We start from the raw sequence: 15,845 nt of genomic DNA on the forward strand, positions 1-15,845 counted from the left end.
TCAGCCCGGGTTCTGACCGGGCTGCCCGGTCGTGCCGCCAGGACGCGTGAAGCCGATGCCGGGGGTGTTGTCGTTGCCGCTGCTGGAGCCGCCGATCTCCGGGGTGCCGTGGCCCTCGTCGCCGGGACCATCGCTTCCCGGGCCGCTGCTTCCCGGGCCGCCGAAGCCGGGCAACCCGCCGCCGAGGCCACCCGCGAGCGGGCCCATCGCGCGGGCCGCGACCTCCTTGGCATTCTCCGAGGCGTCACGAACCGCGGCCACGATCAGGTCGGCCAGCGTCTCGGTGTCGTCGCGGTCCACAGCCTGCGGGTGGATGGTCAGGCTGAGCAGTTCACCGGTGCCGGACACGAGCGCGGTCACCAGACCACCGCCGGCGGTGCCCTCGACCTCCTGGTTCTCCAGGTTGGCCTGAGCTTCCATCAGCTGGTTCTGCATCGCCTGCGCCTGTGCGAGCAGGTCGGACATGTCGAAGCCGCCGCCGCCCTGCGCACCGCCACCGTCGAACACCGCGATCTCCCGTCCGAACTGCTTCCCAGTTCCGCTGACCCGAGCCTAGCCGGTCCTGCGGACAACCCCAGCGCGAGCCATCGTACCGGCGGAAACCGATGAGTATCCCAGGGGTTCTCCACAGACTGTGGACAGCTTCATCCACAGTCTGTGGATGAAGCCGGTACGCCGAGCCTGCGCCCGGCGCGTGTCGACAACCACAGGGCCGCTCCGACGTTGTGGATGAACCTCGACTTCAGGGAGCACGCACCATGCTCAGCTGGTGACCTGCTCGACCCGTGGGGGATCAGTTGGGTTCTTCGGTGATGATCTGGGCGCCGAGGGTTTCGCGGAGGAGGTCGGTGTGGCTGCGGGAGTCCTCTTCCAGGACGACGTCATCCTCGCCGACGGCTTCGGCTTCTTCCTCTGGGGTGAGGGGGGCTTCGTCGACGGGGGCGACAGCTGCCCGTCGGGCTTGCTCGGCGGCGACGGCTGCTTCGGCGGCGCGGCGCTTGCTGGCGGCCTGGTCGCGGCGGTCCGCAGGGAGATCGGGTGCTGCGGTGGGAGCAGGGGGGCCACCGGCCTGCTGGTCGGCTTGGAGAGGAGCCCGCACTGCGCTTTCGCCGGCCGGGTCGCCATTCGTAGCCGGTCGATCTTGTACTGCGACTGCCGCGCGCGGGGAGTTCCCCGCTGAGTCCGCATGGGTTTGACCACCAACAGGGGCTCCCGGGGTGTCGACCCCGCCGCTCGCCGCACCGGCGGGCTGGTTGATCCCCGTGGATGGCTGGTTCGGAGTAGTTCCGGGGTTTTGCGTGTTGCCGGCAGGGGTTGACGGGTCGGCTGGGTGGTTCGGCGCGGCGCCGGCTGGGGTGCCTGGAGTGTGATCGCTGGGGGGAGTGGACTCCCACGACGAGGTGGGCGGGCTGCTCGGAGGCGGGGAGCTGGGAGCAGCTGGAGAGCCGGAACCAGGATCGGTGGAGGGGTCGACGACGGCTTCGACCCGGCGGTTCAGGCCGATCGTGTCCATCATCGCCTCGCGGAGGATTTCGTCGCTGCCGGAGCGGGCGAAGCTTTCCCGGGCACCGGCGTTCACCAGTCCGAGGGTCAAGATCTGCTCGTCGATCGCGATGACCTGGGCGTTCTGGCTCAGCATGATCCAGGCGAACCGCCGCTTGGTCTTCACCGCCTCGAGAATCTCCGGCCACAACCGCCGCACATCAGCCAACCCGACCGAGCCCGGTGAGGTCCCAGCCGTGGCAGGTGCGGCAGACGACCCAGCGGACGGGCCTGCCGCCGGCGTCGAGCCGGCGGAAGCGGAACCTGCCGAGGCAGAGTTCGGTCCACCTCGCGATTCTGTGGTCGGCTGGGATGCGCTGGACTCGTCCCCCCAGGCGCCGGAGCGATCACTTGCCGAAGAGGCTCCTGCCGCACCGGCCGCCTTCGAGGACGCGGCCTGGGTCACCGACGGAGCAGCCTGATTCGGTGCGGAAGGTGCAGCGGCCGAGCGGCCCGAACCAGCCGAGGCTGAAGAAGACGTAGGCGAGGAGGGCGCGGCTGCCGGGGGTCCCGCAGTACCGCTTGAGCCGGCGTCCGGCGCGCCGGGGACGCCGATGGTCAGGCGGCGTTCCATTCGGTCGAGTCGGGCCTGGATGCCGTTGGTGGAATCGTCCGCGCCCGGCAGCAGGACCTTCGCGCAGATCAGCTCCAGTTGCAGCCGCGGGGCGGTCGCGCCGCGCATCTCCAGCAGCCCGGCTGCCACGATGTCTGCCGCGCGAGTCAGCTCGGCGGCGCCGATCCCGGCCGCCTGGGTCTGCAGGCGCTCGCCCTGATCCTCGGCTGCTTCGATCAATCCCGACGCCACGGCGTTCGGCACCGCCGACAGGATCACCAGGTCGCGCAGCCGACGCAGGAGGTCCTCGGCGAATCGCTTCGGGTCCTGGCCGGTCTCGATCACCTTCTCGATCGTCTCGAACACGGCCTTGCTGTCGTGCGCCGCGAACCCGTCCACGCACGCGTCCAGGAGCGAGTCGGGCGTGAACCCGAGCAGCGCGACCGCCAACTGATAGGTCACGCCGTCGGCGTCAGCACCACCGATCAGCTGGTCGAGCACGCTCAGCGAATCACGCACAGACCCCGCACCCGCCCGGACCACCAGCGGCAGCACGGCCGGCGCGATGGTCACGCCTTCCGCCTCGCACAGGGAAGCCATGTAGTCGGCCAGCACCTTCGGCGGCACCAGGCGGAACGGGTAGTGGTGGGTCCGGGACCGGATCGTGCCGATCACCTTGTCCGGCTCGGTGGTCGCGAAGATGAACTTGAGGTGCGGCGGCGGCTCCTCGACCAGCTTCAGCAGGGCGTTGAAGCCCTGCGTGGTGACCATGTGCGCCTCGTCGATGATGTAGATCTTGTAGCGGCTCTCGACCGGCGAGAAGAAGGCCCGCTCGCGCAGGTCTCTCGCATCGTCGACACCACCGTGCGAGGCTGCGTCGATCTCGATCACGTCGATGCTGCCGGGCCCGCCGCGGGCCAGGTCGGTGCAGGACTTGCAGACCCCGCACGGCTCGGCGATCGGGCCCTTCTCGCAGTTGATCGCGCGGGCCAGGATCCGGGCGCTGGTGGTCTTGCCGCAGCCACGCGGTCCGGAGAACAGGTAGGCGTGGTTGACCCGGTTGTTGCTCAGCGCGTTCCGCAGCGGAGCGGTGACATGGTCCTGCCCGATCACCTCGGAGAACGTCTCCGGGCGATACCGGCGGTACAACGCTAGGGGTGCTTCCACGACCGCAACCCTAGCGCCGAGCGCCGACAAAACCTCCCCACCCGATCAGCGGAGCTTGCCGGCTTCCTCGAGCAGGCCGGCGAGGTAGTCGCCGTAGCCCGACTTGGCCAGCGCGTCGGCGCGCTTCTGCAGTCCGGCGTCGTCGATGAACCCGCGCCGCCAGGCGATCTCCTCGGGGCAACTGATCTTCTGCCCCTGCCGCATCTCGACGGCACGGACGAATTCGCCGGCCGCCATCAGCGAGTCGAAGGTCCCCGTGTCCAGCCAGGCCGTGCCGCGCGGCAGCACCTCGACGTGGAGCCGGTCGGCCCTGAGGTAGGCGTCGTTGATCGACGAGATCTCCAGCTCACCCCGGGGGGAAGGCTTGATCTCCTTGGCGATCTCGATCACGTCACTGGAGTAGAAGTACAGCCCCGGCACCGCGTAGTTGCTCTTCGGCTCGTCCGGCTTCTCCTCGATGCTGAGCGCGCGCCCCTCGGCGTCGAACTCCACGACGCCATACGCACTCGGATCCGCCACGCGATAGGCGAACACGACCCCACCGTCGACCTCATTGAACGTCTGCAGCCGGATCCCGAGACCCGGTCCGTAGAAGATGTTGTCCCCGAGCGCCAGCGCAACCGGCTCACCACCGATGAAGGACTCGCCGATCAGGAAGGCCTGGGCGAGCCCGTCGGGGCTCGGCTGCACGGCGTACGAGATCTCCATCCCGAACTGCGACCCGTCGCCCAGCAAGCGCTGGAACTGCGACGTGTCGTCCGGCGTGGTGATGACGAGCACCTCGCGGATGTTCGCCAGCATCAGCGTGGACAGTGGGTAGTAGACCATCGGCTTGTCGTACACCGGCAGCAACTGCTTGCTGGCACCCATGGTCAGCGGATGCAGTCGCGTGCCGGAGCCGCCGGCCAGGATGATCCCTCGCATGCGACCGCACCCTACCCAGGTTCACAGTCCGGACCACGTCGAGGCGACGATCACTCCAGGTGGTACTCCGCGAATCGCGTCCGCAGGTCCTTCTTGGAGAACTTGCCGACCGACGTCTTCGGCACCTCGTCGATGAACTCGACCGCGTCCGGCAGCCACCACTTCGCGACCAGCGGTTCGAGGTAAGCAAGGATCTCCTCGGCTGTCGCGGTCTCGCCCTCTGCCAGGACTACGCACGCCAGCGGCCGCTCGTCCCACCTGGGATGCGGTACGCCGACCACCGCCGCCTCCTTGATCGCCGGGTGAGCCATCAGGAGGTTCTCGAGCTCCACCGAGCTGATCCATTCGCCACCGGACTTCACCAGGTCCTTCGTCCGGTCCACGAGCCGCACCGAGCCGTACGCGTCGATCGCAGCCACGTCGCCGGTCTTCATCCAGCCGTCGTCGGTGTTCAGCTGGACACCTTCATCGGGCCGGTAGTACTCGGCCGCGATCCAAGGTCCGCGAACCTGCAGCTCACCCGTGGCCTCGTCATCCCACGGCAGCGGCGTGATCGAGCCAGGCTCGACGATGCGGACCTCCACGCCGGGCAGCGGCAGTCCCTGCCTGGCCCGCAGGTTCGCCTTGTCCTCTTCCGGCAGATCCGCATACCGAGCAGGCACGTGCGCCGCGGTCGCGACCGGGCTCGTCTCCGTCATGCCCCACGCCTGCAGGATCGGCTTGCCCAACTTCTCCCGGAACGCCTCCGACAAGGCCTTCGGTACTGCGGACCCGCCGCAGGGGATTCGCCGCAGCTTGGGTAGTTCCACGCCATCCAGAAGCGGCAGCAACCCCTGCCAGATCGTCGGCACACCCGCAGCCAGGGTGACGCCCTGCTCCTGCAGGAGCTTGAGGATTCCCTGCGGCGACATGTCCGGACCCGGGAACACCAGACTCGCCCCGGCCATCGGCGCAGCGTGCGCGAGACCCCAGGCGTTCGCGTGGAACATCGGGACCACCGGCAACACCGTGTCGGTCTCGGCCAGGCCGATCCCCGCGTTCGTGAGCACGCCGATCGAATGCAGCCAGGTCGACCGATGCGAATACACGACGCCCTTGGGATTCCCGGTCGTCCCGCTCGTGTAGCACATCGCGGCGGCCTGGTTCTCGTCGTCGACGTGGAACTCGACCGGCTCCGCCGCCGCCAGGAGTTCCTCGTAGTCGTGGAAGCGGCCGTCTTCCGGGACCTCCACCCCGGGAGCACCCGGCGGCAGGTCGTCCATCACGACGACGTGCCGGACCAGCGGGAGCCTGTCCAGCAGCGGAAGGAACACCCCGAGCAGGGAGCGGTCCACGAAGACGACCTCGTCCTCGGCGTGGTTCGCGATGAAGACGACCTGGTCGGGGAACAGCCTGATGTTCAGCGTGTGCAGGACTCGGCCGGTGCACGGCGCCGCGAAGTACAGCTCAAGGTGTCGGCCGGAGTTCCAGGCGAACGTGCCGACGCGGCCGTCGGCACTGATCCCGAGCGTGTCGAGCACGCCACCCAGCCGTCTGGTCCGCGCCGCCCATTCCGCGTACGTCGTCCTGGAGGGCGCGGGGCCGCCCGTATAGACGGTCTTGTCCGGGTAGTGCTGCTCAGCCCGGCGGAAGATCGTGTCCAAGGACAGCTGGTAGTCCTGCATCAGACCCTTCATGGGCCCACTGTGCCAGTCCCGATGTCAGATTGGCCACCACAGCTCGGGAGTCAGCTCGACCAGGGCTCTCGGCCGGCGACGACTGGCTGCCCGGTGCCGGCTGACTCCTCGATGGCGAGCGCGATCAGGTGGTCCTGGGACGCCTCGGCGAGCGGGTAAGGCGGCTCGCCCTCCCCGTGGCACCACGCCGTCATCCCCGCCAGCAAAGCCCCGATCGAGATGTCCTCGTCGGCCAGCCGTTCACCCGGGAACGGATTGCGATAAAGCACGGTGCCGTCGTGGCTGAGGTGGTCCAGCGCGAACCCCTCCAGGTTGAGGTCGAGGCCGGTCTGGCGTCGGACCAACCGCGACTCCAGCACCGTCGCCGGATCCGCCAGCCGGACCACCTTCTCGTCCACGAGTTCACCGCGACTGCCGCGGATGACGATCCGGTTGCTGCGCAGCGGGTTGTGCCACTGGTTGTCGGTGAAGTCGTAAAGACCCATCCGTCCGCCGCCGAAATCCATCGTCGCCAGGGTGGTGGTCGCGTCCTTCGGCTCGGTGTCGCCTGACCAGCCGTCGCGGGCCATCGGATCGACCAGCGGCGCGACGTACTTCCGCGCTTCAACGGTCGCCGACGCCAGGCCCACGCCCAGCAGCCGACGGATCACGGCGACAGCGTGGTACAGGTGGGTGGACGACAGCTGGACCGAAGTCACCTCACCGAGTACCCCGGCCCGGATCAGCGCCAACTGTGCGGCGTGCGACGGCAGCAGCGGGTTCTGCTCTGCCACCTGGACCAGGCCGCTGTCGCCGACCTCCGACCACAGCCGGCGCAGACCCGCCGCGTTCGGGGCCGGTGGGGTCTCACTCAGCACCGGGATGCCTAGGGCAACGAGTTCGCCGGTCACGTCGGGAGCGACATCCCAGGGCACGGACACGATGACGAAGTCCGGCCGGTCCGCCGCGACCAGCTCGTCCACCGACCGGAAGGTCGACACTCCCCACTCGCGTTCGACCTCCCGGCCGCGATCGGCGCTGCGCGTGACAACACCCGTGACGGCGAATCGCTCCGGCATCGCCCGCGCCAGACGGAAGAAGAATCCGGTCCGCCAGCCGCTGCCGACGATCCCGTACCGCCCAGGACGCGAACCCTTCAGCGGACTTGTCAGCATGTGGCCCCTTCATCGGTTCAGCCGCCGCTCCCACGGCACCACATCATTCTCGCCCGCCCATCGCCTGCCGCGACCGCCGTCCCCATGATGGACTCGCCCGCTGATCCGATCAGCCCGCGATCAGATCGAACTCGTTGCCCTCCGGATCTGCCAGCGTGATCCAGTGCGCACCGCCCTGCCTAAGTTCGTTGACGCGGGTGGCGCCGAGCCCGAGCAGTCGCTTGAGCTCAAGGTCGAACTCGTCGCTGAGCAGGTCGAGGTGCAGCCGGTTCTTCACGACCTTGCCCTCCGGAACCCGGTGGAACACCAACCGGGGCGTGGACTCGATTGCCGCGTACTCCGAGGTGGCGCCGGCGTTGACGGTCAGGCCGAGGACACCCGCCCAGAATCCGGCCAGCTCGGCCGAGTCCGTTGTGTCGAGGCTGACTCCGATCACGGTTGTACTCATGTTTCTCCTTCTTCCTTGAGGCTTTTCAGATGGCGGTGCGACCGCCGTCGACGGCGATGGTGGCACCGGTGATGTAGCCGGCCGCTGGGGACGCCAGGAACGCGACGACCTCGGCGATCTCGCGGGGTTCGGCGCCGCGGTCCATGGCGGTCGTGCTGCCGAGGTACTTGATGAAGTCGGAATCCGCGCCGTCGGTGTAGACCGGACCCGGGGCCACGAGATTCACCCGCACGTTCTTGGCGCTGAACTCCGCCGCCCACGCTCGCGTCATCGCTGACAGCGCGGCCTTCGTGCCTCCGTAGGCCGCGCCGCCCGGTAGGCCGATCGCGCCGACCATGCTGCCGATGCTGATGATGCTTCCGTTCCCTCGCTCGGCCATCCCGGGCGCGAAGGCCGCGACCAGCAGGAAAGGCGCTCGCACATTCCCGGCGAACAACGCGTCGAACCGATCGACAGGGAACTCCGCAGTCGGCGCGAAGGCCGACAGTCCCCCGTTGTTGACCAGTACGTCGATCTGCCCGGCCGCGGCGGCAAGGCGCCGTACGTCATCGGCGTCGGTCAGGTCGGCGGCGATGAAACGGGCGCGGCCGCCTGCCCTGGTGATGGCCTCGACGGTGGCGGCGCCGCGCAGAGCGTCCCTGCCATGCACCACCACCTCGTGGCCGGCCTTGCCGAGCTCGAGCGCGATCGCCCGGCCGATTCCCGAGGTCGCACCGGTGACCAACGCGGTCTGTGACATGGTCTTCTCCTTATGAGGCAGACAGGTCTGTCTGCTATATGATTGATACTAGACAGACCTGTCTGTTAAAGTCAAAGACATGGCACCGAAGGCACCGACCACCACCAAGAGCTCTACCGCCAAGACCGCCACACCGAATCCGTCACCGAAGGAGCGCAGCGCGGCCGCGAAGGCGCGTCTGCTGGCGGCGGCGAACGAGCTGTTCTATGCCGAGGGCATCCAGGGCGTCGGCATCGACCGGGTGATCGAGCACGCAGGGGTGGCGAAGGCGACGCTCTACAGCGCGTTCGGCAACAAGGAAGGGCTGATCCGGGCGTACCTGCAGGCCCGGCATGACGCGACCAGCGAGCGGATGGCGAAGGAGCTCGCCGAGCGGTACGAGACCGCCAAAGAGCGGCTGGTCGGCGTGTTCGAGGTCCAGGGACTGTCGTTCACGGACCCGTCCTTCCGCGGTTGCGCGTTCATCGGCGCGAACGCGGACGCGCCGAACATCCCGGCGGTCGAGGAGTCCTCGCACAACTATCGGGCCTGGCTGCACGCACTGTTCCTCGACCTTGCAGTGGAGGCGGGTGCGAAGGATCCCGTGCTGCTGGCTCAGCAGTTGGTGCTGCTGTACGACGGGTCGGGCATCAGCGCGTGGCTCGACAAGGACAAGGCGGCGGACAACACTGCGCGCACGGTGGCAGCCGCTCTGGTAGACGCCGCTACTTCTTGAGCGTGCCCGGGTAAGTCCCAGATCGCCAAACCCCAGTAGTAACAGGCATTGGGTATTAGTTGATACGACATACGTGTCGTGTAATCTGTTTGAGGTGAAGGTTGCCGAGGAGCTGCGGTATCTCGTGCTGGCGGTCCAGCGCGAGGGAAACCGGCTGCTCGCCGCCGAGCTCCGGCCGCTCGGGATCACGCCGTCGCAGGCTGAGGTGCTGCGCGTGCTTCGGGACCACGGGCCGCTGACGCTGAACGCACTGGGCGGGCTGCTGGTCTGCGAGACCGGCAACAGCCCGAGCCGCCTGGTCGATCGGCTGGTCGCGCAGGGTCTGGTCGAGCGCGACATCGATCCTGACGACCGGCGCTATCTGGCGCTGAGCCTGACCAAGGACGGCCGGGCGCTCTGCCGCCGCATCGTCGCGGCCGAGCGAGTCCTGCACAACACCATCGACAAACTCGTCGCCGGACAACCGGTGAGCGAAACCATCAGCACGCTGCGAGCAGTCGCCGAGGCCTTCCCCACCGGCGAGGCGCTGGCCCGTCGGCGCGACACCGAGTAGGAGAAATAGTCATGGAACAAGCCGTTTCACGCATCCCCGCCGACCCGATCGCGATCCGTCACACGCTGCTGGACACACTCTCCCTGCCGGAGTGGAACGAGGCCTTCCTCGCGATCGATGGTCCGGACGAGCCGGCTGTCGGCGTTCGCTACGCCCTGCGCGTCCGCCCCGGTCTGAGCGGCCACCTCGAGTACACGGCGATCGAGCCGGACCGGATCGAGATCAGCTGGCAGGTCCCGGGCTTCCACGAGACTGGCAGCTGGATCCTTGGCCCTGACGACCAGGTCACCCACTCCTTCGAACAGGCCGGCCCGCTCGCCGCAGTACTGCGGCCTGCCTACCGCGGGATCGCGTCAGTCCGTCTGGGCCGCCTCGCCAACCGGGTCACCCAGCTCAGCCGAACCGCGTGACCCTGCGGGCTCAGTGGAAGTGGGCGCCTGGTTTGCGGTAGCCGCGGAGCAGGTCGCGGGAGATGATCAGGCGCTGCATCTCGTCCGTGCCCTCGAAGATGCGCCACAGACGGACCTCGCGGAACCACCGCTCGATCGGCAGCTCCTTCGTGTAGCCCATGCCGCCGTGGATCTGCAGGACCCGGTCGGCCACGCGGTTCACCGTGTTCGTGCCGTAGAGCTTGGCGATCGCGCTGTCGTGTTGCGGATGCCGGCCCTGGTCGACCACCCAAGCGGCGTACAGAACGAGCCAGCGAGCGGCCTCGAGTTCGACCTCGGAATCGGCGATCATCCATTGGATCGCCTGGTTGTCACCGATCGCGCTGCCGAAGGTCTGCCGCGTGTTGGCGTGGTCGATCGCCAGCTGGAGTAGGCGTTCGCAGGCGCCGATACCGCGGGCCGGGATGATGAACCGGCCCTTCATGATCCAGCGCATCGCCAGTTCGTATCCCTGCCCGATCTCGCCGAGCACGTGGTCGGCCGGTACCCGGACGTCGTCGAAGTTCAGCGTCGCGGGGACTGCCTGGCCCATCGTGATGATCCGGTCCGAGGTCCAGCCGCGCTCGCGGTCGACCAGGAACGCGGTGAACCCGCCCTTCGAGCCCTTCTCGGCATCCGTGACCGCGATGACGATGGCGAAGTCGGCCTCGTTGCCCCCGGTGATGAAGGTCTTCTCACCGCGGATGACCCAGTCGTCGCCGTCGCGCCGCGCCGTCGTACGGATCGCGCGGGTGTCAGAGCCGGCGCCCGGTTCGGTGATCGCGAAGCAGGACCGCCGCTCGCCGGAGATGGTCGGCAGCAGGTATTCCTTGCGCTGCTCCTCGTTGCACTCATAGAGGATGTTGTCGGCCTCGCCGCCGAACGAGAACGGCACGAAGGTACGCCCCAGCTCGCTCGTGATCAGGGCTTGGTCGACGGCTGACAGGTCCATCCCGCCGTACTCCTCGGGCGTGCTCAGCCCCCAGAACCCGAACGACCTCGCCTTCGCCCTCAGCTCCTGGGTCCGCTCCGGTTCCAGCCCGGGGAGCCCTTCCCGCTCACGCCGCAGCACCTCGTTCTCCAGCGGCATGAGCTCGCGGCGGACGAACTCACGAGTCGTCTCGCGGATCGCCTGCTGTTCATCAGTGAGTGAGAAGTCAACCATGTGGTTCACCCTAGGCCGATCTACGCTCACTCACCTGTTGATGGAGATTCGCGGGACCCGGCTTCACGGCGGGGCGGACCGCCCACACTCACCAAGCAGGGTTGACCGAGCGCGCAGCGGTGGAGGTGAGCGTCGCTACGTCCCGACGGGCGGCCTTGGTGAGTGTTGGACGTCCGGGGGGCGATCAAACGGCGATGGGGACGGCTCGTTTGTGGATCGTGCGGCGGTGGTGGCGGATGATGACCTCGGCCGCCTTGTCGTCGATGTCTTTGCCCTCGAGGAAGTCGTCGATCTCGTCGTAGGTGACGCCCAGAGCGACCTCGTCGGGGAGGCCCGGGTTGTTCGTCTCCAGATCCGCGGTCGGGACCTTCCCCGTGATCTCGTCCGAGGCGCCGAGCTTGGCGCCGATCGCCCGGACCCTGCGCTTGGTCAACCCCGACAGCGGTGTCAGGTCGCACGCGCCGTCGCCGTACTTGGTAAAGAATCCGACGACCGCCTCTGCCGCGTGATCCGTCCCGACCACGAGTCCCCCGCGCGCGCCGGCCACGACGTACTGGGCGATCATCCGTTGCCGCGCCTTGATGTTCCCGGTGTGGAAGTCCGCCCGCTCGCCGAGGTCGGAGTGCTTGACCGACTCGACCATCGCGTCCGTCGGGGGCTTGATGTCCACCGTGAGTGTCTCGTCCGGGCGGATGAACTCGAGCGCTCTCGCGGCGTCGTCCTCGTCCAGCTGGACACCGTACGGGAGGCGCATCGCGATGAAGCGGGCGTTCCCCCCGTCCTCGCGGATGCGTTCGACGGCCAGCTGGCACAGGCGCCCCGCAGTACTGGAGTCGACGCCGCCGCTGATGCCGAGCACGTACGACGAGGCGCCGGACAGGCGGAGCTGGTCGGTCAGGAAGTTCAGGCGGCGCTGGATCTCCAGGTCGGGATCGAACGACGGGGTCACCCCGAGCTCCGCGATGATCAACTCCTGCAGATAGCGGCGGTCCTCGTTCATCGGGCTCCCTCGTCGGCTCGGGTCTGACCCGGCCAGCCTATTTCTCCTGCAGCGGGATCAGGTGGTGGCCGTCCGGGTGCCGGAATCCGCCGACCGGGCGGGCGCTGTCCGCTCCGCCGATGTGGAGCCGAGCCACCCGAGAGCCATGCTTCGGCGGGCCGTCTGGGTCCGGACATGAGGATTCCCCGCGCACCCGGAAGAGCTCACTTACCCTTGCTGCCTTCCGGCCCTGGGGGAGTTGGGCGAGATACCGCCACGCGGGGAACCAGCCAAGAGTGTACGGGATCTCCGGCCAAGGTCTGGAATCGGCCTCCTCCGGGCCTCCGCCCGGTTCGGGCTTGGCGGGGCTTCCTAAGCTGGCTGATGTGACGAAGCTTGCACTCGGGCCGTTCGGGATCTCGACAGGCCTCACCAGCAGCCCCCATTCCCTCGAAGCCGCCGCAGCCGCGGAAGAGCTCGGGTATCCCGTCATCTGGCTGTCGGGGTCCACTCCCCGGCCTGCAGACGATCGTCGAGCTGGTCGGCGCGACCAGGTCGATCAAGTTCGCCAGCGGCATCCTTGCCGTCGACACCTATCCCGCGGGGGATGTAGCCGCGACGTACGTCGGGTTGGAGGCGTCTGCACCCGGCCGGTTCATCGTCGGACTCGGCGGCGCCCGCGGCCCGAAACCGCTCGCCACCCTGAACGCCTACCTCGACCAGCTGACCGGCGTACCAGTCGATCGTCGGGTGCTCGCGGCGCTCGGCCCACGCATGCTCGAGCTCGCCCGCGACCGCAGCGCTGGGGCGTATCCGTTCCTGATCACGTCGGCCTACACGGCCACAGCCCGCGCGATCCTTGGCCCGGACAAGCTGCTCACCGTGAACCACCTGGTCGTGCTGGAGACCGACGCCTCGCGGGCTCGTTCGATTGCGCGGGAAACGATCAGTTTCTTCCCCCGGATCCCCGCCTACGCGGCTTCACTTCGGCGGCAGGGCTTCAGCGAAACGGATCTGGCGGAGCTGCCTGACGCCATGGTGGACGAGCTTGCCGCCTGGGGTACGGCGGAGGAGATCGCGGCAAAGTTGGCCGAACACCATGCTGCAGGCGCCGACCAGGTCGCCATCAACGTCATCACCGGCGAAACCGGCCCGCAACCCATCGAGCAGTGGAGAGCCCTAGCCCCCGTGCTGCTCTCTTCGTAGTACTGCCTCCTCGAGGCGGTTGTTCCACCTGGGCCTTCCGACTCCAGGAAGACGACCTCACCGTGGAGTGCAGTCCGGAAGTTCTGGGCTGCCGCATCCGCATGGACGAAGGTGAGCGGTCTCAGCTCACACGCTGCTTGCTCAGTAGCGCTGGGATCCAGTGGTCGCCGTAGCGCTCCTGAAGCTCAGGCCGCCTCCAATCGTCGCCGGTGATCGTGCCGTGACACAGCGGTGAGCCACAACGGCAAGCGAGCTCGTAGTCGACCCCCGTGCTGGTGCCGTAGTCGCTCGTCACCTCTTCGCCGGCCGCGATGTCCCGCCGCGCTTCCAACGTGACGGCATCGATCCACCACAGATTCGGGTCACAACTGTGGTTGCCATAGGCAATTACCGGCCGTGGATCCCTCGGCAGCACCAGATGCTCGTCTTCGTCGAGCGTGATCGTGTCCACCGGCGGATTCTTCAGCAACTCCTTCAGCTCCGCCGTGGTGACCTTCCGCCCAGCAAGCCGGGAGACGACCTCGCCCTTCGAGATCGGCTTGCTCGCGAACAAGCCCTGCCCCGCAATCTCCGACCTCTGTATTGCCAGGTGCGGATGCCCCCAGCAGAGCTGCTTCTCATAAAGCCGAACGACCGACTCCAGCTTGTCGTACTTGTACGGCTTCTCCTCACCAGTCAGCTCGAACCCGCGCCGCTGCCAGAACCCCGCAGCCACCGCCGCGTTGGTATCCACCACCGCCAACCGCAACGTCCTCACCTCCGGCCAGGCCGTCGCGACGTAGTCCTCCACCAACCTGTACGCCGCGGCGCCCACTCCCCGCCCCTGGTGGTCCGCCATGTACCTCGAGCAACCCGATGAACCCGGTGTGCCCAGTCGGATACCCCCTGAGCAGATCCACCACCGCCACCAACTGGTCGTCCTCCCACACGCCAAGCACGACCTTGGCGTCCTCCGACAATCCCTCAGGCCGCGCCATCAACAAGCTCTCCGCATCCGCCTGCCCAGGCGGATACCCCGTGATCCGCTCGGTGTAGCCGGGATCAGACTCGATCAGCAACTGAACCTCCGCGACGTCCTCGGGTCCGATCTCCTTCAACTCCATCCGAGCGCTCTCCATGCCTCGGACCCTAGATCGCCGCACGCCTTCGCTCGCGCCATTTACACCCTCGCGCTAGGCGCAGTCGCTACCAGGGCTGCCCCTCCCGCGCCACTGGGACCGCCAGGCCATCAATCGGCGCGCCGGCCCTGCCCCGCAGGCGGTGACAAGTACGCGGCGGACCCCGTCGATGGCCTGGCGGTCGGCTCAACCGCGACGATCCACACTCCACACCCCCGATTTCAGAAGTCGCCCCGGACCGCGTATTCTCTCGGCTTGGAGGATTCGCCTAGAGGCCTAGGGCGCACGCTTGGAAAGCGTGTTGGGGGCAACCCCTCACGAGTTCGAATCTCGTATCCTCCGCCACTCTCCGAGCGGCCGATTGACCGGTGTTTCCGCTGGTCAGAGCGCAGTACCGGCACTCGCAGAGAGACCGAAGTAGAACCGGCCCGGCCGCATCAGCGACCGGGCTGGTTCCATCGGTGGTCTCAGTTCTTGTCTCATTACGGCCACCTGAGAGCTCGCACCCGCGCCAGGGCTGCGCTCGCGCTGGCTGCTTGGACGCCTCAGAACTCAGGCAGCCGATGCCGCCTGTGTAACCGCGCACGTCGGTACAGATAGAAGGGGGTCAGCGTCGGTCGTTCCTTCCTCCCATCGGTATAGAACACCGACGTGAGCCAAGATCAGGGTCGACGAGTACATGGTCAGTATCTGCCGACTCTTACTCACGGCATCGGAAGCGGGGCCGAGCCAGAGACCACGAGAGTCCAAACCGTCCCGCCGGCCCATGCGTTCTAGCTTTCGCCGCGCTCGCTCCTTGAAGAGGACCATCTGAACGTCGGTCATCATCTCGCCGCCATCCATGAACGTCGCGAGAGTGTCAGGCACCGCGTACCCACCCTCCGAGATACGACACCCGATGTGCTTAGCGAAGTAACGCGCAAGATCAACCACGGAAGAATTCCAAGGGGTCCCGTAGATGGTCTGCATATCTACATGCCTGCTTCGCCAGAGCAAATCGGTGTTATTCCATACATATTCAGCGAACTTGTCGTATGCGGCATCGAATGGCTGGCCTTGCTCGTTGTTGCAGCGTCGGCAGAGATTGGCAGGGAACTTCGCGATCTGCGATTTAGGGCTCGGAACCTTGGACAGTCGTGGCGCATCGCCGCCCCACATCAGACCGTCGCCCGTCCACATCCGCGTAAGATCGGTTCGCTTGAACTTGTGCTCGCGCGCGGCCTCGGTCTTCCCTCTTACGTGCCGCCGGTCAGGGGTCCCGTCATCGCGGACACCAACGGTCACCCGCTCATGCCAACTCCCGTCCGCGCCCTCGTAGATGCTTGATGCAAGGTTCGGTTTGCGTCCCATAGCTATGCTGTCTGGTCTCGGCGGTCGCTGTCTCGAAGCCGCCTTACGTACTCCGCGATGCACTGTCAACGGTAGCCGAAAACTGACCCCGTTGCGGCAGTTGAAAATTGACCCCTTGGTGGTCATGG

The 15,845-nt window shown here is 67.4% G+C and carries 16 protein-coding genes, 1 tRNA gene and 1 other RNA gene; 5 read left to right on the forward strand and 13 right to left on the reverse strand.

The features are described 5' to 3' along the window. The 7 genes from ABD210_RS24685 to ABD210_RS24715 form a co-directional block, all read right to left on the reverse strand. Window positions 1-507 (reverse strand): YbaB/EbfC family nucleoid-associated protein, encoded by a 507-nt coding sequence (locus ABD210_RS24685; protein ID WP_344114464.1) that lies wholly within the window; start codon window positions 505-507, stop codon window positions 1-3. Window positions 508-793: 286 nt separating this feature from the next. Continuing rightward, window positions 794-3,262, reverse strand: coding sequence for a DNA polymerase III subunit gamma and tau (locus ABD210_RS24690; protein ID WP_344114465.1), 2,469 nt, complete (start codon window positions 3,260-3,262; stop codon window positions 794-796). Window positions 3,263-3,307: 45 nt separating this feature from the next. Beyond that, window positions 3,308-4,186: a glucose-1-phosphate thymidylyltransferase RfbA gene (gene rfbA, locus ABD210_RS24695; protein WP_344114466.1), complete on the reverse strand. Its 879-nt coding sequence runs from the start codon at window positions 4,184-4,186 to the stop codon at window positions 3,308-3,310. A gap of 50 nt (window positions 4,187-4,236) precedes the next feature. Next, window positions 4,237-5,862 carry a long-chain fatty acid--CoA ligase gene (locus ABD210_RS24700; protein WP_344114467.1) on the reverse strand — a complete coding sequence of 542 codons (1,626 nt, stop codon included), beginning with the start codon at window positions 5,860-5,862 and terminating at the stop codon, window positions 4,237-4,239. Window positions 5,863-5,912: 50 nt separating this feature from the next. After that, on the reverse strand, window positions 5,913-7,016 hold the full coding sequence (locus tag ABD210_RS24705) for a Gfo/Idh/MocA family protein (RefSeq protein WP_344114468.1): 1,104 nt from the start codon (window positions 7,014-7,016) through the stop codon (window positions 5,913-5,915). A 109-nt stretch (window positions 7,017-7,125) separates the two neighbouring features. Then, on the reverse strand, window positions 7,126-7,464 hold the full coding sequence (locus tag ABD210_RS24710; protein WP_344114469.1) for a VOC family protein: 339 nt from the start codon (window positions 7,462-7,464) through the stop codon (window positions 7,126-7,128). Between the two features lie 25 nt (window positions 7,465-7,489). After that, window positions 7,490-8,203 carry an SDR family NAD(P)-dependent oxidoreductase gene (locus ABD210_RS24715; RefSeq protein WP_344114470.1) on the reverse strand — a complete coding sequence of 238 codons (714 nt, stop codon included), beginning with the start codon at window positions 8,201-8,203 and terminating at the stop codon, window positions 7,490-7,492. A gap of 79 nt (window positions 8,204-8,282) precedes the next feature. Between ABD210_RS24715 and ABD210_RS24720 the strand changes: the two genes are divergently transcribed. The 3 genes from ABD210_RS24720 to ABD210_RS24730 all read left to right on the forward strand — a co-directional run bounded on the left by ABD210_RS24720 (window position 8,283) and on the right by ABD210_RS24730 (window position 9,881). Beyond that, on the forward strand, window positions 8,283-8,918 hold the full coding sequence (locus ABD210_RS24720; protein ID WP_344114471.1) for a TetR/AcrR family transcriptional regulator: 636 nt from the start codon (window positions 8,283-8,285) through the stop codon (window positions 8,916-8,918). A 94-nt stretch (window positions 8,919-9,012) separates the two neighbouring features. Next, the gene (locus tag ABD210_RS24725) at window positions 9,013-9,471 is read left to right on the forward strand and encodes a MarR family winged helix-turn-helix transcriptional regulator (RefSeq protein WP_344114472.1); all 459 of its coding nucleotides are present in this window, start codon (window positions 9,013-9,015) and stop codon (window positions 9,469-9,471) included. Between the two features lie 11 nt (window positions 9,472-9,482). Next, the gene (locus tag ABD210_RS24730) at window positions 9,483-9,881 is read left to right on the forward strand and encodes an SRPBCC family protein (RefSeq protein WP_344114473.1); all 399 of its coding nucleotides are present in this window, start codon (window positions 9,483-9,485) and stop codon (window positions 9,879-9,881) included. A 10-nt stretch (window positions 9,882-9,891) separates the two neighbouring features. On the opposite strand, the gene ABD210_RS24735 is transcribed toward ABD210_RS24730, so the two are convergent. From ABD210_RS24735 to ffs, 3 genes are all read right to left on the reverse strand, one after another. Continuing rightward, a complete protein-coding gene (locus ABD210_RS24735; RefSeq protein ID WP_344114474.1) occupies window positions 9,892-11,064 on the reverse strand; it encodes an acyl-CoA dehydrogenase family protein in 1,173 nt (390 codons plus the stop codon). 184 nt (window positions 11,065-11,248) lie between these two features. Continuing rightward, a complete protein-coding gene (nadE, locus tag ABD210_RS24740; protein WP_344114475.1) occupies window positions 11,249-12,064 on the reverse strand; it encodes an ammonia-dependent NAD(+) synthetase in 816 nt (271 codons plus the stop codon). 173 nt (window positions 12,065-12,237) lie between these two features. Next, window positions 12,238-12,334: signal recognition particle sRNA small type (ffs, locus tag ABD210_RS24745), an RNA gene on the reverse strand. Window positions 12,335-12,439: 105 nt separating this feature from the next. On the opposite strand from ffs, the gene ABD210_RS24750 reads away from it, so the two are divergent. Continuing rightward, window positions 12,440-13,249: a TIGR03620 family F420-dependent LLM class oxidoreductase gene (locus ABD210_RS24750; protein WP_344114476.1), complete on the forward strand. Its 810-nt coding sequence runs from the start codon at window positions 12,440-12,442 to the stop codon at window positions 13,247-13,249. Between the two features lie 121 nt (window positions 13,250-13,370). On the opposite strand, the gene ABD210_RS24755 is transcribed toward ABD210_RS24750, so the two are convergent. Further along, entirely contained in the window at window positions 13,371-13,985 is a 615-nt protein-coding gene (locus tag ABD210_RS24755) for an SET domain-containing protein (RefSeq protein ID WP_344114490.1), read from the reverse strand. Beyond that, window positions 13,918-14,367 carry a hypothetical protein gene (locus tag ABD210_RS24760; protein WP_344114477.1) on the reverse strand — a complete coding sequence of 150 codons (450 nt, stop codon included), beginning with the start codon at window positions 14,365-14,367 and terminating at the stop codon, window positions 13,918-13,920. The genes ABD210_RS24755 and ABD210_RS24760 overlap by 68 nt, the downstream gene beginning before the upstream one ends. A gap of 257 nt (window positions 14,368-14,624) precedes the next feature. On the opposite strand from ABD210_RS24760, the gene ABD210_RS24765 reads away from it, so the two are divergent. Further along, a tRNA-Ser gene (locus tag ABD210_RS24765) sits at window positions 14,625-14,712 on the forward strand. 207 nt (window positions 14,713-14,919) lie between these two features. On the opposite strand, the gene ABD210_RS24770 is transcribed toward ABD210_RS24765, so the two are convergent. Continuing rightward, on the reverse strand, window positions 14,920-15,651 hold the full coding sequence (locus ABD210_RS24770; RefSeq protein WP_344114478.1) for a hypothetical protein: 732 nt from the start codon (window positions 15,649-15,651) through the stop codon (window positions 14,920-14,922). Window positions 15,652-15,845: the final 194 nt, after the last annotated feature.

Source organism: Kribbella alba (genome assembly GCF_039529635.1).
Lineage (GTDB): Bacteria > Actinomycetota > Actinomycetes > Propionibacteriales > Kribbellaceae > Kribbella > Kribbella alba.